This window comes from Flavobacterium magnum, assembly GCF_003055625.1.
Classification (GTDB): Bacteria; Bacteroidota; Bacteroidia; order Flavobacteriales; family Flavobacteriaceae; genus Flavobacterium; species Flavobacterium magnum.
Genome location: NZ_CP028811.1, coordinates 1,327,035 through 1,349,160 on the forward strand (window position 1 = coordinate 1,327,035; position 22,126 = coordinate 1,349,160).

At 47.5% G+C, this 22,126-nt stretch carries 16 protein-coding genes and 1 tRNA gene; 9 read left to right on the top strand and 8 right to left on the bottom strand.

Translation table 11 applies throughout. The features are described 5' to 3' along the window. Window positions 1-10 precede the first annotated feature (10 nt). From HYN48_RS05460 to HYN48_RS05475, 4 genes are all read right to left on the bottom strand, one after another. On the bottom strand, window positions 11-2,314 hold the full coding sequence (locus HYN48_RS05460) for a glycoside hydrolase family 65 protein (RefSeq protein WP_108370162.1): 2,304 nt from the start codon (window positions 2,312-2,314) through the stop codon (window positions 11-13). A gap of 60 nt (window positions 2,315-2,374) precedes the next feature. After that, the gene (gene pgmB, locus HYN48_RS05465; RefSeq protein ID WP_108370163.1) at window positions 2,375-3,031 is read right to left on the bottom strand and encodes a beta-phosphoglucomutase; all 657 of its coding nucleotides are present in this window, start codon (window positions 3,029-3,031) and stop codon (window positions 2,375-2,377) included. Next, window positions 3,024-4,577 (bottom strand): MFS transporter, encoded by a 1,554-nt coding sequence (locus tag HYN48_RS05470; protein ID WP_108370164.1) that lies wholly within the window; start codon window positions 4,575-4,577, stop codon window positions 3,024-3,026. Before HYN48_RS05470 ends, pgmB begins: the two co-directional genes overlap by 8 nt. Window positions 4,578-4,824: 247 nt before the next feature. Then, window positions 4,825-5,850, bottom strand: coding sequence for a LacI family DNA-binding transcriptional regulator (locus HYN48_RS05475; protein ID WP_108370165.1), 1,026 nt, complete (start codon window positions 5,848-5,850; stop codon window positions 4,825-4,827). 223 nt (window positions 5,851-6,073) lie between these two features. Between HYN48_RS05475 and HYN48_RS05480 the strand changes: the two genes are divergently transcribed. The 4 genes from HYN48_RS05480 to HYN48_RS05495 all read left to right on the top strand — a co-directional run bounded on the left by HYN48_RS05480 (window position 6,074) and on the right by HYN48_RS05495 (window position 14,797). Beyond that, a complete protein-coding gene (locus HYN48_RS05480) occupies window positions 6,074-9,019 on the top strand; it encodes a SusC/RagA family TonB-linked outer membrane protein (protein ID WP_108370166.1) in 2,946 nt (981 codons plus the stop codon). Window positions 9,020-9,029: 10 nt separating this feature from the next. Then, window positions 9,030-10,643 (top strand): RagB/SusD family nutrient uptake outer membrane protein, encoded by a 1,614-nt coding sequence (locus tag HYN48_RS05485; protein WP_108370167.1) that lies wholly within the window; start codon window positions 9,030-9,032, stop codon window positions 10,641-10,643. Window positions 10,644-10,667: 24 nt separating this feature from the next. Beyond that, complete coding sequence (locus HYN48_RS05490; protein ID WP_108370168.1) at window positions 10,668-11,810, top strand: SusE domain-containing protein; 1,143 nt, start codon at window positions 10,668-10,670, stop codon at window positions 11,808-11,810. Window positions 11,811-11,872: 62 nt separating this feature from the next. Continuing rightward, window positions 11,873-14,797, top strand: a complete 2,925-nt coding sequence (locus HYN48_RS05495; protein ID WP_108370169.1) for an alpha-amylase family glycosyl hydrolase — start codon at window positions 11,873-11,875, stop codon at window positions 14,795-14,797. Between the two features lie 65 nt (window positions 14,798-14,862). Here HYN48_RS05495 and HYN48_RS05500 read toward each other — a convergent pair whose 3' ends face one another. The 4 genes from HYN48_RS05500 to HYN48_RS05515 form a co-directional block, all read right to left on the bottom strand. Then, window positions 14,863-16,425, bottom strand: coding sequence for a hypothetical protein (locus HYN48_RS05500; RefSeq protein WP_108370170.1), 1,563 nt, complete (start codon window positions 16,423-16,425; stop codon window positions 14,863-14,865). A gap of 106 nt (window positions 16,426-16,531) precedes the next feature. Next, on the bottom strand, window positions 16,532-16,924 hold the full coding sequence (locus HYN48_RS05505) for an ExbD/TolR family protein (protein ID WP_108370171.1): 393 nt from the start codon (window positions 16,922-16,924) through the stop codon (window positions 16,532-16,534). Further along, on the bottom strand, window positions 16,914-17,636 hold the full coding sequence (locus HYN48_RS05510) for a MotA/TolQ/ExbB proton channel family protein (RefSeq protein ID WP_245945991.1): 723 nt from the start codon (window positions 17,634-17,636) through the stop codon (window positions 16,914-16,916). The genes HYN48_RS05505 and HYN48_RS05510 overlap by 11 nt, the downstream gene beginning before the upstream one ends. Window positions 17,637-17,848: 212 nt before the next feature. Then, window positions 17,849-17,921, bottom strand: a tRNA-Phe gene (locus HYN48_RS05515). Between the two features lie 98 nt (window positions 17,922-18,019). Here HYN48_RS05515 and HYN48_RS05520 point away from each other — a divergent pair. The 5 genes from HYN48_RS05520 to HYN48_RS05540 are packed head-to-tail and all read left to right on the top strand — an operon-like array spanning window position 18,020 to window position 22,049. Beyond that, on the top strand, window positions 18,020-18,754 hold the full coding sequence (locus HYN48_RS05520; RefSeq protein ID WP_108370172.1) for a type III pantothenate kinase: 735 nt from the start codon (window positions 18,020-18,022) through the stop codon (window positions 18,752-18,754). Further along, a complete protein-coding gene (gene bamG, locus HYN48_RS05525) occupies window positions 18,747-19,991 on the top strand; it encodes a BamG family beta-barrel-assembly machinery protein (RefSeq protein WP_108370173.1) in 1,245 nt (414 codons plus the stop codon). Before HYN48_RS05520 ends, bamG begins: the two co-directional genes overlap by 8 nt. 25 nt (window positions 19,992-20,016) lie before the next feature. Further along, window positions 20,017-20,583, top strand: a complete 567-nt coding sequence (lptC, locus tag HYN48_RS05530) for an LPS export ABC transporter periplasmic protein LptC (RefSeq protein ID WP_108370174.1) — start codon at window positions 20,017-20,019, stop codon at window positions 20,581-20,583. Between the two features lie 2 nt (window positions 20,584-20,585). Then, window positions 20,586-20,783 carry a hypothetical protein gene (locus HYN48_RS05535; protein WP_108370175.1) on the top strand — a complete coding sequence of 66 codons (198 nt, stop codon included), beginning with the start codon at window positions 20,586-20,588 and terminating at the stop codon, window positions 20,781-20,783. Window positions 20,784-20,786: 3 nt separating this feature from the next. After that, window positions 20,787-22,049, top strand: a complete 1,263-nt coding sequence (locus HYN48_RS05540; protein WP_108370176.1) for a hemolysin family protein — start codon at window positions 20,787-20,789, stop codon at window positions 22,047-22,049. Window positions 22,050-22,126 lie beyond the last annotated feature (77 nt).

The window sequence follows — 22,126 nt, forward strand, 5'->3', positions numbered from 1 at the left end:
TTATGATGATTTATACTGTAACCAGGCTGTTTGGCTCTACAAGCACTTCCCTGCCGTTGACGTTAACGTGAAGCGGACGGCCTCCTTCGAGGGAGAAACGTGTTTCATTCGGGTGCACAGACACTTTCAAAACCTGCCCACGGAAGTTGATCTTAAACGAGTAGCCTTGCCAGCCCTGCGGTATTTTAGGTTCGAAATGCAAGTGGTCTTTGCGCACGCGCATGCCTCCGAAACCTTCCACGATACTCATCCAGGTTCCTGCCATCGACGTGATGTGGCAGCCTTCTTCCACTTCCTTATTGTAGTCGTCAAGGTCAAGGCGTGACGTCCTGAGGTAAAATGTGTAGGCCATGTCCATTTTTCCCAACACGGCGGCCTGGATGGAATGCACACACGGGGAGAGGGAACTTTCATGCACGGTAAACGGTTCGTAAAAGTCGAAATGGCGCTCGAGTTCCGCCTTGGAAAAATCATCTTCAAAGAAATAAAATCCCTGAAGCACATCAGCCTGCTTGATGTACGGTGAGCGCAGGATGCGGTCCCAGGACCATTTCTGGTTGATGGGGCGCTGCGATTTATCCAGGTCCGATACTTTCACCAACTCCTTGTCAAGGAAGCCATCCTGCTGCAGATAGACACTGTGTTTCTGTGAATAAGGGAAATACATGTTTCCGGAAACGGCTTTCCATTGCTTGATTTCAGCGGCTTCAAGCCGTACTTTAGACATGATGCGGCTGTAATCGGCAGGATAATCCGTTTGTGTTTTTTCAATCTGCTCCGCGGCATAGTCGATACACCATTTGGCCAGATAATTCGTGTACCAGTTGTTATTGACGTTGTTTTCGTATTCATTCGGCCCGGTCACGCCCAGAATCACATAAGCTTCGCGGTGGCTCGAGTAAGTAGCGCGCTGGTGCCAGAACCGTGCGATGGCAATCAGCACTTCAAGCCCTTTCTCAGGAATGTAGGAGTAGTCGCCCGTGAAACGGTGGTAATTGTAAATTGCGAACGCTATCGCCCCGTTGCGGTGGATTTCCTCAAAGGTAATTTCCCACTCGTTGTGGCATTCCTCCCCGTTCATCGTGACCATGGGATACAGTGCGGCACCGTTCTTAAATCCTAGTTTCTCAGCATTTTCAATGGCCTTGTCCAACTGATTGTACCGGTAGGTCAACAGGTTTCTGGCCACCTGCTGGTCTTTGGTTGCCATATAAAATGGGATGCAGTACGCTTCAGTGTCCCAATAGGTCGAGCCGCCGTATTTTTCGCCGGTAAATCCTTTCGGGCCTATGTTCAGCCTGGAATCCTTACCGGAATAGGTCTGATTCAATTGGAAAATATTGAAACGGATACCCTGCTGGGCCTTTACGTCGCCTTCAATCGTAATGTCAGACATTTCCCATATCTTGGCCCAGGCATCGGCTTGTGCGCTGAGCATCTGGTCGTAGCCTTTCGAAGAAACCGCCCGGATCACTTCTGCGGCAGCGGAAACGGTATCGGTATGATTCGTCGAAACGGTATAACCGCCTATTTTCCGTATGACCGCTTTTTGATGCCGGGCTGCATTGACGGTGTAGGTAAATTCGATCTTATCGTCACTTTTAACAGTATTTTCAGGTGTTAGATTTTGATTATTGCCGTCTATCAAAATGCTGTTGTGCATGAACGTCGTCGCGGTAAAATGCGTCTTGAAGGTGCGCGCGGTCACAAAAGCCTCATTACCCTGTGCCTGTACTCCGAGCGGTTCCCAGAACTTTTCTTCCCAGTTTGCGTCTTCGTTGTGCACACCGGCATCAAGGTACGGTTTGAATGCGATTTCGGCATTGCGGTTCAGCGGTGTGATCTCATAATGGATGAATCCCGCCTGATCGTCGTCGAGCGAAAGAAAACGCTTTGCGCTGACCGATATTTCCGTGCCGTTCTGCAGCGTAGCTTCAAAAGTGCGCTGGTACCAGCCTTCTTTCATGTTGAGTTCACGGCGGAAATGGCTGACTTTCGCACAACGGTTCAGGTCGAGGTTTTCACCGTTTACCTCGATATTGATGCCAATCCAGTTCGGGGCGTTAAGTACCTTGGCAAAATATTCGGGATAACCGTTTTTCCACCAGCCGACTTTGGTTTTATCCGGGTAATACACTCCGGCAATGTAACTGCCCTGAAAGGTCTCATTGGTGTAAGTTTCTTCAAAATTAGCACGCTGTCCCATCGCGCCGTTGCCGATGCTGAAAAGGCTTTCGGATGATTTGACCCTTTCCGCATCAAATCCTTCCTCTATGATGGACCAATTGTCCGGTTTGATATAATCCTGATTCATTTCTCTGTATTTTTATAGTCATATAAAAACCGCTGTCGCCGGTTTTATCCGTTTCGTTATTTATTTCCTGATGAGCATATCGATGAAACCGCTTTCGATAGGCGTGAAGTCCGGAAAGTGGTACTGTGCTTCGTGTAAAATGGCTTCTTCCCCAATTCCGATGCTGGTCATCCCCGCTATGTTGGCAGCCTGGATCCCCGCCACGGAGTCCTCAAACACGATGGCTTTCTCGGCCGCAATGCCCAGCAGCGATGCTGCCTTTATGAAAACTTCGGGGTCAGGCTTGGCAAGTGTCACATCGTTTCCGTCGACGATTGCATCGAAGTAGGAGATGATGTTTACTTTTTCGAGTATAGGGCGGGCATTTTTACTCGCAGATCCTAAAGCGATCCCTTGGTCCTGTTCCTTTAAATATTGCAGTACCGGTAAAACGCCGGGCAGGATTTCGCTTTCGTCCATGTGCACGAGGTAGCCCAGGTAATCCTCATTTTTCTGCAGGAGCCAGCGGTCCTTGTCCTGCTGGGATGCGTCGATTTTGCCTAAGTTTAAAATAATGTCTAAAGAGCGTACGCGGCTCACGCCTTTTAATTCTTCATTGTGTTCGGGCGTGAATTCAATCCCGAGTTCGCCCGCAATCTTCTGCCAGGCGAGGTAATGGTATTTTGCCGTGTCGACGATGACGCCGTCCAGGTCAAAAATAAATGCTTTCTTATTCATTAATATCAATCTTTTTATTTGTGGAAACGGCCAGCGTCAGCAAGCCAGCGAGGATCATTGAACAGCCGCCGATAATCAGCGCGTACACCGGCTCGCTGTTGAAAAATTCTTTAAGCAGGAAGCCTAAGATGGTGCCCGCAACAATCTGTGGGATTACGACAAAGAAGTTAAAGACGCCCATATAGTATCCCATTTTTGCTGATGGCAGCGCGCCCGATAGCATGGCGTACGGAATGGAGAGAATACTCGCCCAGGCGATTCCCACGCCAACCATCGCCAGCAAGAGCCCAACTTTGTCAGAAAGGAAGTAAACGGAAATCAGTCCCAACCCTCCGGCGATCAGCGCGAGCATATGGGTGAACTTGTTGCTCGTGCGGCGGGCCAGCACCGGCAGCAGGAATGCTACTGCAGCCGCTACACCATTGTAAACGGTAAACATGACGGATACCCAGTCGGCAGCGTCGTTGTACACTTTTGACGTCGAATCACTCGTGCCAAATACATGCCCGGTCACCGCTTTGGTAGTGTATATCCACATCGCAAAAAGGGCAAACCACGAGAAAAACTGCACCCACGCCAGTTGTTTCATGGTTTTGGGCATGTTCAGTAAATCGGTTACAATGATGGTGAAACCATTGCGTACGTCTCGTTTCCGAAGTTGCGAAACCATAGAAAACAGGAAACCGACCACCAAAAGCCCGATAGACAGGATGTACAGTTCCTTATGCTGGTTGTTCTCGCCATTTTCATTTAATTGTTGGTTGATGTGGTGGACATAAAAAGTAGCTACCGCACCAATAATCAGGAGTAACAAACCGATAGACAGCTGTCGCCTGACCGTTACACCGCTTTGTGTAGCCATCCGTTCATGGTGGTTCTTCGTTGCATGTTCCCGTTTGCTCTCTTCAAAAGCTTCGAGTTCTTCAGGCGAATATTCTTTAGATTTGAGAACTGTCCAGAGCACGGCGAGCAGGAACGTTACGCCGCCGACATAAAATGACCATTTTACCGAAGGCGGGATAATGCCTTTAGGGGCTGTGTTTTCAATGCCGATCCAATTGGTAAAAACGTAGGGCAGCGCCGATCCGACCACAGCACCTAATCCGATAAAAAAGCTCTGCATTGCAAAACCGAGCGTCCTTTGGTTTTCAGGAAGGTTGTCGCCTACAAACGCACGGAAAGGTTCCATGGAAATGTTTATCGAAGAGTCCATAATCCAAAGGGTGCCGATGGCAATCCATAAAGTAGGGGAGTTGGGCATCATGAACAACGCCAGTGAAGATAAGATGGCGCCTGCGAGGAAATAAGGCCGCCGTCTGCCCAGTCGTGTCCAGGTCCTGTCTGAGAAATAGCCTACGATGGGCTGGATAATCAATCCGGTGAGTGGTGCCGCGAGCCAGTAAAGGCCGATTTTATCGACATCGGCGCCCAGAGTATCAAAAATCCTTGAAGTATTTGCGTTCTGCAGTGCAAAACCAAATTGTATCCCAAGGAACCCGAAACTCATGTTCCAGATTTCCCAGAAACCTAATTTACGCTTTTCCATTATCGTAATTTAAAGATGATACGATAAGCGCTGGGCTTATCAAAACTTAATTTTTGTTTTCGAAGCAAAAAATCGCAAGCCTTGATAAATCAGTGGTAAATATATGAAAGTTTTTATATTTCGGTTTTTAGTTTCCTGATTTCCGGGAACAGATCCAAACTATAACGTAATAGTGTTTATAACATTATCCTCAACGCTGCCGGTTTAATGACGGCATTTCTCAAGCCATGTTACAGTCGACAGCCGGTTACTTCGTCGATTCCCGTTCGATCAGGCTGGTTTCAATCACTTCGGTACGGTAGAGTTCCTCTGCCTCGTCGTCCTCCTCTGCTTCGAGCCTGTCAATAAGCATCTTGGCTGCTTTTTGCCCCATTTTGATTCCGTTCTGGCTCACGGTGCTGATCGTCGGGGTGGAGTATTGCGAAATTATGCCGTCGGTAAACGCAATCACGGACAGGTCTTCGGGGACGTGCAACCCCATCTTACGCGCCAGCTTGATAATCGTTACTGCAAACAACTCGTTGACGGCGAGCACGGCGTCGATGGCACGGTTTTCCATAAAGTCAGCGATTTGGGCCTCAAAATTCTCGATGTCTTCAATCTTGATGATAAGCTTTTCATTGAATGGAAGCTCGTTGTCCAGGATGGCCTTAGTATAGCCGTCGGTACGGAGCTTCCCGACGCTTACATAATCAACGGTTGTCACCAATGCGATTTTATTTTTACCCATGTTCACCAGGTGCTGTACGGCTTCGTACGCGGCCATCTTGTCGTCGATAATCACTTTGTCGCAAAGCACCTCATTGGTCACGCGGTCAAACATCACAACCGGCATGCCCTGGTTGATGACCTCGGTGATGTGGTGGAAGTCACCTTTATATTGTGTCTCTTTAGAGAGTGACATCACAAAGCCGTCGATGCTGCCGTTAGCGAGCATTTCCATGTTGATGACTTCCTTGTCGAACGACTCGTTGGAGAGACAAACCACCACGCTGTAGCCATGCTCGTTCGCCACCTGCTCAATCCCGCTGATGACGGTGGCGAAAAAATGGTGTACGATTTCCGGAATGATGATGCCTATCGTCTTGGTTTTCCGGTTTTTGAGGCTTAATGCGATATTGTTGGGCTTGTAGTTGTATAATTTGGCGAAAGCCTGCACTTTCTGGCGTGTGTCCTCGCTGATTTCCGGGCTGTCGCGCAACGATTTCGAGACCGTCGAAATCGAGACGTCGAGTTCTTTTGCAATTTGTTTGAGCGTGACCTTCCTTTTCATGTTTTCGGGATAAATATTGTTTTGTGAATAAAGATAAATTTAATTTTCACTTCTGTCAATTTCTACCTTAAAAATTTGGGTATTCCCGAAAGTTTTCAACACGAAAACGTTTTCGGCAGGCAATAAAAACCGGTGAAGTTTTTTTAACGGCTTTTTTACATATTTTTAACATTCGAAGCAATAAAATCCAAGCAAAAACTCAATTTTAACTTAAACAAAATGTATGAAAACAATTTACACTAAGTTGTTAATTTTAGTACTGCTGCTTCCGCTAAGTGCCTTTGCTCAGGGTACTTTGAACGGTAAAGTCACTGACCAGGCGTCAGGACAACCGTTGCCGGGGGTCAGCATCATCATCCAGAGTACCCAGAATGGTACTTCGACAGACATGGATGGAAACTTCTCCCTATCTAATGTGAAGCGCGGCGACAAGCTCGTTTTCTCATTTATCGGGTATAAGGAAGTCGTCCAAAACTATGACGGACAAAAATCCGTATCTGTCGTTATGGAAGAGCAATCAAGTGAACTGCAGGAAGTTGTGGTTCAGGTGGGTTACGGTAGCGTGAAGAAAAAAGACGCGACCGGATCCGTAACCACAGTGAGCGAAAAGGATTTCAACCGCGGTGCCAATGTTACCACCGAAAACCTGCTTAATGGTAGGGTTGCAGGTCTTGTAATCAACACGAGTGGCGCACCGGGATCCGGTTCCCAGATCAGGATCCGTGGCGGCGGATCGCTTTTGGCCAGTAATGAGCCGCTGATCGTAGTTGATGGTTTGCCTATTGAAAACACGACTAACACCGGTTCTACCTCGTTTCTTGCGACATTAAATCCCAATACAGTGGAATCCATCAGTGTGTTGAAAGATGCGTCGGCGACTGCTATTTATGGTTCACGTGCATCCAATGGTGTGATTATTATTACCACAAAACGCGGAGGTAAAGACTTGTCTTTTGAATATAATTTCCAATATGGATTAGGGAAGCTTGTGAAAACTATTGATGTCTTCAGCGGCGATGAATACCGTGCCCTGATTGCAGACAAACTTCCGGGTAAAGTCACCTCACTAGGCACCGCTAACACAAACTGGCAGGATGCCATTTACAGGAAAACCGACCTGGTGGACCAAAGCGCTACTTTGAGGGGCAACCTTTTTAAGACCATCCCGGCCAGACTTACGGTAGGAAGGACTTATCAGGAAGGATTAAGGCTCACCAATGAATTTACAAGGAACACCGTTGGCCTCGCCATGAGCCCGGTATTGTTCGACAATCATTTAAGGATGAGGATTAATGCCAATTATTCCAATGAAACCAACAGGTTCGCCGACGGTGTTGAGGGCTCTGCCATCGCATTCGATCCGACACAACCTATATATGATGCCAATTCTCCCTATGGAGGTTTCTTCCAATACTATACCGGCGATGGTACGCTTTCAGGATCAACCTTGTCGCCAAACGTGACAAGAAACCCTGTGGCTCAGCTGTTACAGACTTATGACAACGGAAGGAACAACAGGACTTTCGGAAACATCGAAATGGACTACAAACTGCACTTCTTCCCTGATCTGCGCGTGGTTGTCAATGGTGGATTCGACGAGGCACACGGTGTGCGCACCAGGCTTATGGGTCGCGATGCAGGATCTGCGCCAAGCAATGCCAACCAGCCTTTCGGAAAAGATGAATTGGAGTTGGAAAACAGGAGGAATAAACTGCTTGACGCATATTTTGTTTACAGTAAGACGATTAATGATTTCAGTTTTGAGTTGACGGCAGGGCATTCTTACCAGAAATTCGAATCAGAAAAATTCACCACCGGGAACCGTCGCGACCTGCTGGTTTTGGGGAACAGTCAGTTTCCTGAAACAGACAGAAGGACGCCAAACGTCCTGGAGGCCTATTTCGCAAGAACCAACCTGACACTGAACGACTTTTTACTTACCCTCTCTTATCGTAGGGATGGTACCTCGAGGTTTAGTAGCGACAACAGGTGGGGTAACTTCCCCGCGGCAGCTTTTGCATGGAAACTGAAAGATGCGTTGTTTAAGAACAGTGCCTCAGTATCTGACCTTAAATTGAGGCTTGGATACGGGATCACCGGAACGCAGAACTTCGATTTTGCCAATGCTTACCTTCAAAAATTCATTACCGGAAGCGGTACGGCACAGTATTATTTCGGTGCGGGGCCGGTACCGATCGCACAGCCTGACAGGATCAGCCCTGACCTGAAATGGGAAGAAGCGACCACCTATAATGCCGGCCTTGATTTCGGGTTTGCCGAAAACAGGATTACCGGAAGTATTGATGCGTTTTACCGTGAAACCAATGACCTGATCCAGGATGCGCCTATTGCCGACGGCGGTAACAATTCGAATTATGCGATCCAGAATATTGGAAGCTTTACGACCAAAGGACTTGAATTTAGTATCAACGCCAATGTTGTAAAGACGGCTGATTTTAACTGGAATGTCAATTTCAATGCCTCGACTTTCCAGCGAAAAGTAACTGAACTGGCAAACCACCAGGATGTATTGACCGGTGAAAACGTGGCGGGCACCGGATCTCCGGTATTACTTTTCAAGGAAGGTTTTTCCCCATTTTCTTACTACGTTTTCAAACAATTGTACGATACGGACAACAATCCGATCGAAGGCGCTTACGCAGACTTAAATAACGACAACGTCATCAATGAATCTGACCGTTACGTTTATAAGAACCAGGATCCTGATGTAACAATGGGCTTTGCTTCAACGATGAACATTGGCAATCTTGATTTCTCATTCAATTTGAGGGCCAGTATCGGAAACCACGTTTTTAACGGGGTGAACGCAAGCCAGGCGCAATATGCGCTGTTGCAAAATGGCGCCGCGCTGAACAACCTTCCGAGTTCAGTACTTGATACTGATTTTAACACCACTTCGAATGTGTTGAAGTCCGATATTTTTGTGGAAAATGCCTCTTTCCTGAGGATGGACAATATTACTTTGGGGTACACGTTCCCAAAATGGCTTGACGGAAAAGCTTCATTAAGGCTGTCTGCTGGTGTTCAAAACGCATTTGTATTGACAAAATACAGCGGATTGGATCCTGAGATTACCAACAATGGGCTCGACAAAACAATTTATCCAAGGCAGAGAACGCTCTTGTTTGGAGCTAATGTAAAATTTTAATTAAAAGACTATGAAAAAAATTAATTTTAACTTTTTCTACATCCTTTCCCTCTCATTGGTGCTGTTTTCGTGCGCGAATGAAATGAATGTAGTGTCTGAGGACGACGATATATTGTCGCCTGAAATCCTGTACAGTACGCCTGAGGGCTACAGGCAGGCATTGGCGGGAGTGTACGGTAACCTTGCCATTACGGGTACGGGTGACTCCGGATCGTCAAACCTTCAGGGTATTGATGCCGGTACGAGTAACTATGGCAGATGTCTGTGGTATTTGCAGGACATGACGACAGATGAGGTAATCTGGAGTTATGAAAACGATGCCGGGACAGCAGAGCTTCAGAGAACAATCTGGACGCCAAGCAATGCGATTATCATTGGGATGTTCAGCCGCGTGATGCTCGAAGTATCATTTGCAAACGACTTCTTAAGGCAGACGAGCGACGAGAAAATTGCACAAAGAGGCAATACAGATCCGGCGTTTTTAGCCAATGTGAAGGATTACCGCAATGAGGCGAGGGTACTCAGGGCATATGCTTATTATGAAATGATGGATTTATTTGGCAAAGCGGCCTTCGTGACCGAAAATGACCCACTTAATACCAAAGGGCCGGAATACAACAGGCAACAACTCTTTACCTTTATCGAAAGCGAGCTCAATGAAGTACTGCCTGAGCTGAAACCTGCCAGATCCAATGAGTATGGCAGGGTTGACAAGGCTTTCGCGCAAATGATCCTGGCTAAGATGTACCTGAATGCGGAAGTTTACATCCAGCAGAACAGATACAATGACTGTATTACAAAATGCAATGAGATTATAGCAGGAGGGTATTCACTGAAACCAAATTACCTCGATAATTTCAAAGCAGATAACAATACTTCAGAGGAGATGATCTTTACACTCCAGTCAGACGGTGCCGCAACGCAAAATTACGGTGCGACCACAATGCTTATCAATGGTCAGATAGGAGAATGGGAAGGCAATGGATCCGAGTTCGGTGTTGGAGGCTGGGGAGGCGCCCTGCGCGTGAGGAAACAACTTGTTCAGAAGTTTGATGGCGGTGAATTTGATTTCGACGCCAGGAAAACCTTTGGAACCGGTGTGGCTGACAATCCTAATAAGCAAAGAAGTATCGATATCAGCGATATCTCAGTGCGGACGCAAGGCTACATCCTTAACAAATGGTCAAATAAGACCGCTTCAGGACAAGCTGGCGTAAGCACCACTTTCGTTGATACGGACTTTCCCTTATTCAGGCTTGCCGACGTTTACCTGATGTACGCTGAAGCCACCTTAAGGGGTGGAAACGGAGACGCCGGACTGGCGCTTGGTTACGTGAATGCGTTGAGGGAAAGGGCAAACGGTGGTTCTGATGTAGGAAATATCACTTCGGGCCAGCTTACACTGGATTTCATCCTTGACGAAAGGGCTCGCGAATTGCACTGGGAGTCGCACAGGAGACAGGATCTGATCCGTTTCGGTAAATTTTCGGGCGGCAGCTACAACTGGGCCTGGAAAGGAAACGCCGCCAACGGTATTGCCATTTCCCCAAACCTGAATGTATTCCCTATTCCTACCGCGTCATTGCGTACCAATCCTAATTTAACTCAAAATACAGGTTACTAAACTTCAAATAAAAATCATATAAAAATGAAAAATACATTTAAAATTTTAGCTGCATTCATCATGATCTCAGGATTATGGTCCTGCGAAAGCGAAGATAATTTCATGATTGCCGAACCGCAGGCCAATGCTTTCGCCATCCTTACCCCGGACACCGGTACTGCCGTTACAATCACGGAAGCCACACCTACAGCAAACACCGCCCTGACCCTGACCTGGGAAGACGTCACCTACGGTACCCCTACCTTAGTGAATTACACCGTTGAGTTCGCGTTAAACGGAACGGATTTCGCCAATCCGACAGTCATTACCACTGTTCCGGATACGCGTTACGCCATGACTTTTGCCGATTTAGATGCCAAAGCCAAAGCGCTGGTCACGACGCCGGAAATACCATACGACGGATCACCTATCGCCATCGATGTGAGGATCAAGTCATCGATCGGAACTACGGCTTCAGAAGAAAAATATTCAGAAGTGACTACCATAGTGGTAACTTCTTTTATCCCTACAAACCCGCCTCTGATTGATTATCCACAGCTTTATCTGGTAGGTCCTGCTTCAGAAGCCGGATGGGCCAACGGTGCCGACAACCAGCCGATGTTCAGGGACGCTAACAACGACAAGCTTTTTATCCTGACTGCCTACTTTAACGCGGGCCAATTGAAATTCCTTGCCAAATACGGCCAATGGGCCCCGCAATACGGTGGCGGTGGCGGATTTTTGGTGTTCAGGCCAACGGAATCCGATCCTGATCCATCTCCTATTGACATTGCAACTGCAGGTTATTATACTGTCACTGTAGATACCCAAGCGCTCACTTATTCTATCGTTCCTTATGATGCATCAGGGGCTGCAAGTTTTGATTCGGTAGGAATCATCGGTACCGGTACAAGTGATGACTGGACCAGCGACCAGAACCTGACTGCCACGCCTCAGAATCCACACCTTTGGAAAGCCAGGGGTCTTGAGCTGACTGCAGAGAACGTTAAGTTCAGGGCGAACGACCAATGGGCGCTTCCCGGAAACTGGGGCGCGGGAACTTTTGAGTTGTTCGGGAAAACGTCTATTGATGGCGGCGACTTCAAAGCGGTCGACGTGAACGGTACTTATGATGTATACTTCAATGACCTCGATGGCAGATATGCTTTCCTGCCAGCGCAACAATAATTTGAGCTTCTAATAGCCAAGGGCCGTCTTCGGATGGCCCTTTTTATCTTAAAACCATTCCTATGAAAAAGATTTTATCCTGTTTCGCGCTTTTTGCGGTTTCCGTTGCGTTTGCCCAGGTTCAGACGGTAACGTACAGCATCGCTCCGCCGGCGTTCGAAGAGACTACTTCAATTACGATTACGGTCAACGGAAGCAGCCTCAACGAAACCAGTTGGGGAATCGCCTCTGATCACGCACTTTACCTGTGGTCATGGTGTTTCGATGTCAATGATGCCAACAGCCAGGACTGTCCCACCAACGGCTCCTGGACCTCTTCGAGTGAATCCAACAGGCTCACCTACAATGCGGGAACGGATTCCTACAGCATCACCTTTGTCCCGACCACCTTTTACAATCGGGCGGGCATTGGCAAGATCGGTTTTCTGGTCAAGGCCAAAAACGGTACAGGCGACAAAAAATCGCAGGATATTTTCGCTGAGGTGGGCGCTTTTGGCGTGACTTTGTCAACACCCACCCAAAACAGCAATACGATTCTCGCTCCGGGCAGCAGTTTGCAGGTTACGGCATCCAATACGAATGGCAATGCCAGTTATGTGCTGTTATCCAATGGGGTAGTGCTCAACACGAATCCTTCAACGACAAGTTACAGCTTCAATCACGCGGGCATCACTGCAAACCAGAATTATGAACTGCAGGTGACACAGGGCGCCGTGACGATTTCCAAAAAATTCTCGGCCATTGTCAATCCGGGCACCGTAACAGCATCCGTACCCGCAGGTATGGAGGACGGAATCAACTACAATCCTGGTGACGCTACGCGCGCCACTTTGGTGCTTAGTGCACCTGGCAAAGATTTTGTTTACATTGCGGGCAGCTTCAACAACTGGGAGCCCGACGCATCTTATGCCATGAAAAAAGACCCGGATTTTGCCAATAACGGCAAGTTCTGGCTCGAAATCAGCGGACTCACACCAAACGTCAATTACACCTACCAATACTGGGTTGTTGATACGACACCCTTCGCGAATTCCCCCGCGCTGGTTAAAACTGCGGACCCGTTTTCAACCTTGGTCGTCAACACCTATGATGATCCGTTCATTCCCGCGGCTACTTATCCAAATATTCCTGCCTACCCGGCAGGCCAAAACCGCGATGTGACCGTTTTGCAGACGGGACAGGCGCCTTATAACTGGCAGGTCACGAATTTTACCAAACCTAAAAAAGAGGATTTGGTTGTGTATGAGGTCTTGATAAGGGATTTTGATGCCAACCGAAATTTTCAGTCGCTCATTGACCGCATCGACTATTTTAAAAATTTAAAGATTAATGCTATCGAGCTGATGCCGGTGATGGAGTTTGAAGGCAATGAGTCGTGGGGATATAACACGTCTTTTCACATGGCGCTGGATAAGTTTTACGGTACTTCCGATAAGTTTAAGGAGTTGATTGACCTTTGTCATCAGAACGGCATTGCGGTTATCCTTGACGTGGCGCTGAACCACGCTTTCGGTCGCAACCCGATGGTGCGCATGTGGATGAAAGATCCTGACGGTGACGGCTGGGGTGACGCGAGCAGCGAAAACCCATACTTCAATGAGTTTGCGAAGCACAGTTACAGCGTTGGGAACGATTTCAATCACGCCTCTCCGTACACCAGGGCTTATGTAAAAAGGGTCATCAAGCACTGGATCAAGGATTACAAGATCGATGGTTTCCGATGGGATCTCACCAAGGGCTTCACGCAGGCCTGCTCGGGAGGCGACGACAGTTGTACCAACACCTATCAGGCTGACCGCGTTGCCGTACTTAAGGAATACGCTGATTATTCCTGGTTCGGAGACAATTCGGCTAACCCCAATGCATGGAATGGCGATCCTTATCACTACGCTATCTTTGAGCATTTGGGCGCCGATAACGAAGAACAGCAATGGGCGAACTACCGCCTGAATGAAACACCGAGTAAAGGAGTGATGATGTGGGGCGAATTGACTTATCCCTACACCCAGCTCATCGAAGGCTATGCTACAGGTGCCGATATCAGCCGGATAGGCAACACCGCCCACGGATTTACCGGCAAACGCGTCATGGGCTATCCCGAAAGTCATGACAAGGAACGCCTGATGTACAGCGCGATGAAATATGGCCTCAACACCGGGACTTCCCCGGTATTCAATAACCTGAACAATTCCCTGGCACGTATGTCATCTATTGCAGCCATCTCATTGCTGGTGCCGGGACCGAAGATGATCTGGCATTTTGCCGATCTGGGCTACGACGATTCAATCTATACCTGTGACAACGGCACGGTGAATACAGAAACTGATGCCACTACGGGAGACTGCAAGCTGTCCACCAAACCCCAGGAGCAATGGACAGGCAACTGGCTCGGTGTCACTGAAAGGGCGCAACTCTACAATAATTACGCAAGGATGATCTCGCTGAAAATCAACGAACCTGTGTTTGAGGGATCCTACACCATCAGTCCGGACGGCGGCAACAACCTCAAGCAGCGGATTTACGTTTTCGATAATGCACTGCCGGCTACAGCCCTGAAGAATGTTGTGATCCTGACGAATTTCAATTCAATCAGCCAGAGCGTGACGGCCAATTTCCCGTACGCTGGGACATGGTACAACCTGATGGACAACAGTTCGGTTAATGTAATCAATACGGCCATGACGCTCAATATCGCCGCAGGAGGTTTCCGTATTTACGGCAACAAGCAGGCGCTACTCAACACTGACATCGTCGAGCAGGCACACATCCGCCTGTCACCGAATCCCGCATCCGGCTACTTTACGCTGGACGCTGAGACTGAGGCAGTGGAAGTGTATTCGATCACCGGCCAGCTGGTAAAATCCTATCGTGACCATTATACGGCATCCTCTGTTTTCGAGGTAGGGGATCTTACTGCCGGAGTCTATATTGTAAAGTCGTTTGACGCTAACCAACGCGAAACTACGATGAAGCTCGTAAAACAATAAAATTGAGTTAGTTTTTCCGCTTAAGGCCTTCTTTCACAGGAAGGTCTTTTGCTTTTACAGCGATGTCAGATCAGGATTTTTTTCAATCCTTCTTCGATGTTGCGCCAGAAGAAGTTGTAGAATGACGTTTTCGGGTTGCGCCTCACCGAAACCCCGACTTTTTTAACCTGGTCATCCGAATCGTTTTTTACGACCAGGTTTGCAATGGCGGTTTTGAGTCCGGCCTTCTTCTTCGGATCCTTTTTCCTGTAAAGCGTAACTTTAAGGTCATGGTATTTCATCGCAAATTCACCGTTAGAACTGTCGTCGTTTCCATTGATATTGAAATACACACCGTCAAAAATGCCTTCCTGCTTCATGTTGCTGTAATTTTTCGTGAAGGAAACCAGGTTTTTGGTATTAAAATTAAGGATGCTGCCCTTAATATTAAAGCCGTCTGTCTTATCGAGCACGTTGAATTTCCAATCCAGCTTCATCGGCGAGGCATTCATGAAAAGGCAGCTGATATTGATTTTTACATCCTTCATTTTTTCATGTCCTTCGTCGCTCTTGATGTTGAGTGCCGTAAGATTGAATTTATTAAAGCTGATTTTTCCCGGGCCTTTTTCAAAATTGATTTCTTCCTCATACACAATATCCGAATCGGTGATTTTGAGCGTGTCGACGCGCAACGGAAACTTGACATCACGCAGCATGCGGTTGTATAAATGGGTCTTCTCAGGACGGTCAACGGGTTCTTTACTGCGGTAGACATTGGCGTCGACTTTGTCCAGCTCCACGGCATCGGCACTGAAGTACAATCGGTCATCCTTAAACCCCCAGGCCATTTTACGGATGTCGAGCGAGGCGGCTTTCAGGGTGTACAAGTCTTTTTCAATCGGGGTAAACGCAACAAACTGCCTGCGGGTCATTTCGGGTACCATTTCGAAATCCTTTACACTAAGCCCGTTCGTTTCGGTCCGGATATTTTTGGCCTTGATGTGGTAGACTGCGTTATTCTTGAAGTAGAGGCTGTCGCAGCTGAATGAATAGGTTTTATAATCGAAAGGGATTTTGCGTTTCAGGATGTCGTCATTTACGGTAATACCTTCGAGCTTAATGTTGATATTTGCCGCATTGAGCACCGGCTTATTGTTTTTGACATACACGATCTTGACGTCGCCGTGGTTGAGGTATAGGTCCGAAACCTTGACAATGGATTCAAACGGCTTCACTACTTCAGACCCGATGCTTTTGCTGTTGTTCAGCGCATTGTCTGTCTTTTTGAAGAAGGTGATTCGCGGACTGTTTACTGTGATGCTTTTGGCCTTGATCTTATTGGAGAACAGGACCGCCATGCTGCTGAAATCCTTTACCTCCACCGATTCAATCCGGGCGTAAATGCCCGCTTTGCTTACCGTATCGCGCAGCGCGTTTTTCGGCGAAATCCGTATCCCCCTGATGCTGATATTGCCATCCCAGACGTCGATCTTCAGGCTGTCATACGTAATGTGGTAGGGTGTCTTGTTTTTATCGGAGAGCAATTCGGGCAACTTTTTGTTGACCCAGATGTTGACCCCTTTATTGACCAACAACAAGACGACGATGAGCACCGCAACACCGATCAGGATTTTCTTAAATGTACGCATGACGCTAAATTACAGGATTTAGCGCGCGTACCCTTATGACTTTAGGTGTTGATTCTTACAAAATTTGGGCAAAAAAACCGGGGATTTCCCGGTTTTGAACTCTTGCTTATTTTGCGGTGGCAATTACGAAATTGAGTTTGAGCTTGACGCCGATTTGCATAATATCGACCAGGTCCTGCACCTTGTTGTCGGCTGGAACCCGCACGACCACCGTCTTGTCATTGGCCGCACTGGTTTTTTCGGCCAAAGCCGTTTCGAGTGTCTCAAAAGGCACGGCTTCCTGGTTCAGGAAATATTGTTTGTCTTCAGTGACCGAAAGCGTAATGTGGTCCTTGTTCGTGGTTTCGTTTGATTTCGCCTTGGGCAGGGTCAGTTTAATGACGTTAGGGTTGGCCAGGGTCGAAATAATCAGGAAAAACAGGAACAGGAAAAACATGATGTCGCTCATCGACGATGTCGGGATTTCCGGATGAAAGCGCCTTTTTCTCTTAATTCCCATTTTGTGGCTCGTGTATTATGTTGATTACCTCCAGTGTCTGTTTCTGCACCTTAAGCGTAAAATTATCGATCATCATATTAAACAGGTGGTAGCCGGCATAGGCGATGACACCCACGACAAGCCCCGCGCCTGAACTGATCATCTTTTCGTACAGTCCGCCCGAAATGGTTTGTATGTTCAGGTTTCCTGTCGCCGATATGGTGTGGAAAATTTTAATAACCCCTGAAATCGTCCCAATAAACCCAAGGATTGGGGCGATACCTGAAATCAACCCGAGGTAACCCAGCCCTTTTTCCATTTGCGCGATCTCAACCTCGGCGGTTTTGTCCATCACTGATTCGATTTCGCTGATCGGCCGACCGATGATCGCGATGCCGCTCCTTAATATATTTCCGGATGCCGAGGGGGTCCTGGTGCAGACCATCAGCGCGTTGTCAATCTTGCCGACTTTCAGGTTCATCCTGATGTCGTTGAGCATCATAACGTCCTGCGCGGTTTGTTTTTTAATTGATAAATAGCGTTCGATAATCACGTAAATGCAAAAGAACAACAGCAAGATCAATGGATAAATCATGATTCCGCCTTTCAGGACGAAGTCAAGGTAAGACACCTGTTCTGTTACCGTAGCGGTTGTATTGGCAGCGTCGGCGGCTGTGTTTGCGATCGAATCGGTTACGGGATTATCCTGGAGCAGGAAATTAAGGAACATCATAAAGGTTTGTTTAAGTGATATTAATGAAGCCTCAAAAAGCGGCTCCTGACAAAAATAATTAAATTTTAATTTTTCAGGCCATCAGCTCCAAAGAATAACGGAAGTTTTTTGGAATAAGTATGGAAACTGTCTGATAACAAAAAACAACCCATCGAATTTGAAAACAAAAACCGTTTGAAAACAAAAAACCCCGACAAATGTCAGGGTTTAAGTGGTACCTCCAGGGATCGAACCAGGGACACACGGATTTTCAGTCCGTTGCTCTACCATCTGAGCTAAGGTACCTTGCGTTAGCGGGTGCAAATATAGGATGATTTTTAATTTATCCAAAACAAATATTAAAAAAAATCTATTCGTAACTTCGCGTCCACAAAAGGATAGTGATGGTTTTAGCAATCGATGCAGGAAATACCAGGATTAAAGGCGCTGTATTTGAAGAAGATACCATGATTACGGCTGTTTTTTTCAATGCCGGAGATTTGAAATCGGAGGTGTGGAAACTGCTCGATGCGTATAAAAGTATCACCGATATGGTCGTGGCATCCGTACGTAACTTGTCTCAGGAAGACCTTCTATCGTTTCAGGACCGGGTTCAGGTAAGGATTATCTCCCACTCGGATACCTTCCCCTTTTCCAATCATTACGAGACGCCGCTGACACTGGGCATTGACCGCATGGTGCTTTCGGCCGGGGCGGTATTGGCCTTTCCAAAACAACACCGGCTGGTGATTGACGCGGGCACCTGCATTACCTACGACTTCATTAACAGCGACGACCAGTACCTGGGTGGTGCGATTTCACCGGGTATCAGGCTCCGTTATGCGGCACTGCACCAATATACCGCAAAACTCCCGCTGTTGGAACGGGACACGCCTCTCGATTTCATTGGCAGATCCACGCAGCAATCCATACACTCGGGCGTAGTAAATGGGGTAGTACATGAAATCGACGGATTCGTACGTAGCTATGAGCATGACTACCCAAACTTTACGATAATTTTAACGGGCGGTGACGCAGTTTTTTTGGCTAAACAATTAAAAAATACCATATTTGCCAATTCAAATTTTCTGCTTGAAAGTCTGAACCACATTTTTCAATACACAATCAAGAATGATTAAAAAATTTTTAGCTGGCATCGTGTTGCTTTTTTCCCTTGCAATTACTGCCCAATCAGGAACTTCTTCCCCTTATTCTTTTTACGGCATCGGCGATGTCACTTTTAAGGGGGCTGCCGAAAACAGGTTCATGGGAGGCGTTGCCGTGTTTTCAGACAGTATTCACCTGAACCTGCAAAACCCCGCATCGATAGCGGGACTGAGGCTTACCACGTTCACAGTCGGTGGTACGAACAGCCGCAATAAACTGGTAACCAACACTCAGGAAGGCAAGGCGTCCAGAACGTCGATTGACTACCTGGCCCTGGCGCTTCCTATCGGGAAATGGGCGGTTTCCGCATCGTTGTTGCCATACTCATCCGTGGGTTACCGCACGCAGTCGCTTGCCCAGAATGTAAACGAGACCAGCAGCAGGTTTGAAGGCAGCGGCGGACTAAACAAGGCCTCGATAGGTACTGCATACCGGCTCAACAACCGCTGGAATATCGGTGCCAACATAGAATACAATTTTGGTGAGATCTCAACCTCCAGTTACGAGTTCCTCCCGCAAATCCAGCTCGGGTCGCGTGAGAAAAACCTCTCGAACATCAGCGGGGTGACGTTCAATACCGGCTTGATGTTCCAGTCGCGCGTCAATAATAAGTTTGACGTTTTCGGGAGCTTCACCTTCACCCCGGAAACTAAGCTGACGCTCCAGAATGAACGCACAATCGCAACGGTAACCAGCGTTAACTCATCAGGAACTGACGAAATCAAGGTCGACGTGCCCGATACGACCGTAAACCTTCCCACTAAGTTTTCCTTCGGTGGCGGCTTCGGAGTGGTCAGGAAATGGCTGATCGGTACGGAGATCACGTTCCGAAAGTCTGGAAACCTGGGCAGCCGGTTCGCCGACATCAATAACGTAGGTTACGAAAACTCACAAAAGTATGCCGTGGGTGGCTATTTCATCCCGAACTATAACGCTTACAACGGCTACTTCAAAAGGGTAACATACCGTGGCGGACTTCGGTATGAGAAAACGGGACTGGTGATTGCCGGAAAATCCATCGAGGATATGGCAGTGACCGCCGGTTTTGGCCTGCCTTTGGGAACCGGCACTTTTTCCAATATCAACCTTGGCGCCGAATTTGGTCGTAAAGGCACGAAAGCAGCCGGACTTGTTAGGGAAAATTATGCTAACTTTACCCTGAGCCTTTCGCTGAACGACAGATGGTTCGTGAAAAGGAAATACGATTAACCTCCGGCCGCGCCCGGTTTTGACGATGACCCGTAAACTGAAAATACAATCGCTGCTGCTGTCCTTTTTTGCAATCCCTTTTTTATGGAGCTGTGAAAGCAATTTCAAGGATGTACAGAAATTTTATTTTTCGGAATTTATGCCTACCGGTGAAGCGGATTCCATCAATCTGAAATATACCGATTCAGGAAAAATCACCGCAGTGCTTGCCAGTCGGCGCATGCTCGATTACAGTACGGTAAAGTTTCCGTTTACCGAATTTCCGAAGGGGATTGACCTGACGCTGTACGATAAGAATGCCAGAAAGACCTTCATCAAATCCGATTACGCCGTGAGTTTTAAGGGCACGGATATGATTGACCTGCGCGGGAATGTACGCATCACGTCTGAAGCCGGGCAGCAGCTTACAACCGAACAGCTGTATTTCGACCAGAAGAACGAATGGTTTTTCACCGAAAAAAACTTTAAATTTACAGACCCGAAAAGCGGATCGACGAACGGTGAAGGCATTGATTTCAATAAGGACTTCACAAGGGTCAATTTCCAGAAAGTCAACGGACTTATCAACGAATCGGCCAACACAAAATTATAATTATGAACAATTATTTCAAATATACGCCTTACCTGTACCTCATAGTGGCGCTGGTTGCCGCGTACAAAAGCATTGCGGTCTGGAGTGCAGAGCCCGATCAGGCTTACCTGTTTCTCGGAATCACGGTGTTATGCCTTTTTATGTTCGGCTTCCGGTTGTGGTTTATCAAACGGATGGACGCACGCAACCGCAAACCGTAAACCATGGAAGCGGGCATTATCATTGCATTGTGCTTAGTGCTCTCGGCTTTTTTTTCGGGCATGGAAATTGCCTTTATCTCTTCCAATAAGGTGTATCTGGGCATCGAGAAGATGCAGGATACGTTTGTATCCAGGACCCTTTCCAGACTTACTGAAAAACCTTCCATGTTTATCGCGTCAATGCTTATCGGCAACAACATAGCGCTCGTCATATACGGTTTTTACATGGGGAGTGTCGTGATGCAATGGCTCTCAGGCTATGGCGGACTGTCCGAGGGGTTTTCCGGGCTGCTGCTGCAAACGGTCATTTCCACCTTTATTATCCTGATTACATCAGAGTTCCTGCCCAAGGTTTTTTTTCAGGTGTATGCCAACAGCCTGATCAAGTTCTTTGCGGTACCGGCCTATTTTTTTTACCGGATTTTTTATTTCATTTCGGCGTTCATCATGTGGATTTCAGACATGGTGTTGCGCAAAGTTTTCAATTCGGGCGGCGACGAGGAGCAGCTGCTGTTCAGCAAGGTGGAGCTGGGGAACTATATTTCCGAGCAGATGAGTGCCGTCGAGGACGATGCTGAAGTCGATTCGGAAATCCAGATTTTCCGTAACGCCCTGGAGTTTTCCGGTGTGAAAGCGCGCGAAATCATGAATCCGCGTACTGAAATCGCCGCGGTCGAAGTGCACGATTCCGTCGTCGACCTCCGGGAACTGTTTATCGAAACCGGCTATTCCAAAATACTTGTGTACCAGCACTCGCTTGACGATATCATCGGTTACATCCATTCCTTTGAATTGTTTAAGAAACCCAAAAGCATCAAGTCAGTAATGATTGCGGTTGAGTTTGTGCCGGAAACCATGCTGATCAAGGATGTGATGGCGCTGCTGACGAAAAAAAGGAAGAATGTCGCCGTAGTGCTTGATGAATACGGAGGTACGTCCGGTATGCTGACGATTGAAGATATTGTCGAGGAGCTGTTCGGTGAGATCGAGGACGAGCACGATGCCGATGACAGCCTCATTGAGCAGGAGCTCGAGCCCGGCGTATTCCTGTTCTCGACACGGTTTGATGTGGAGTACATCAACCAGTCTTATAAACTGGACATTCCCGAAAGCGATTCGTACAGTACCCTCGGCGGGTTCATTGTAAACCATACCAAAGAAATTCCCCAACAGGGTGAAAGCATCCATATAGACCGATTCCATTTCGTCATCGAGGCCGCCACGGATAAAAAAATCGAGCTTGTAAAAATGACTGTCAGGGAGTAAGCCGAAAAAAAAATCCGCTTTTTTAGCGAAAATATTTTGGCGAAGTACGATTATTTGACAGATAATTGTATTTTCGC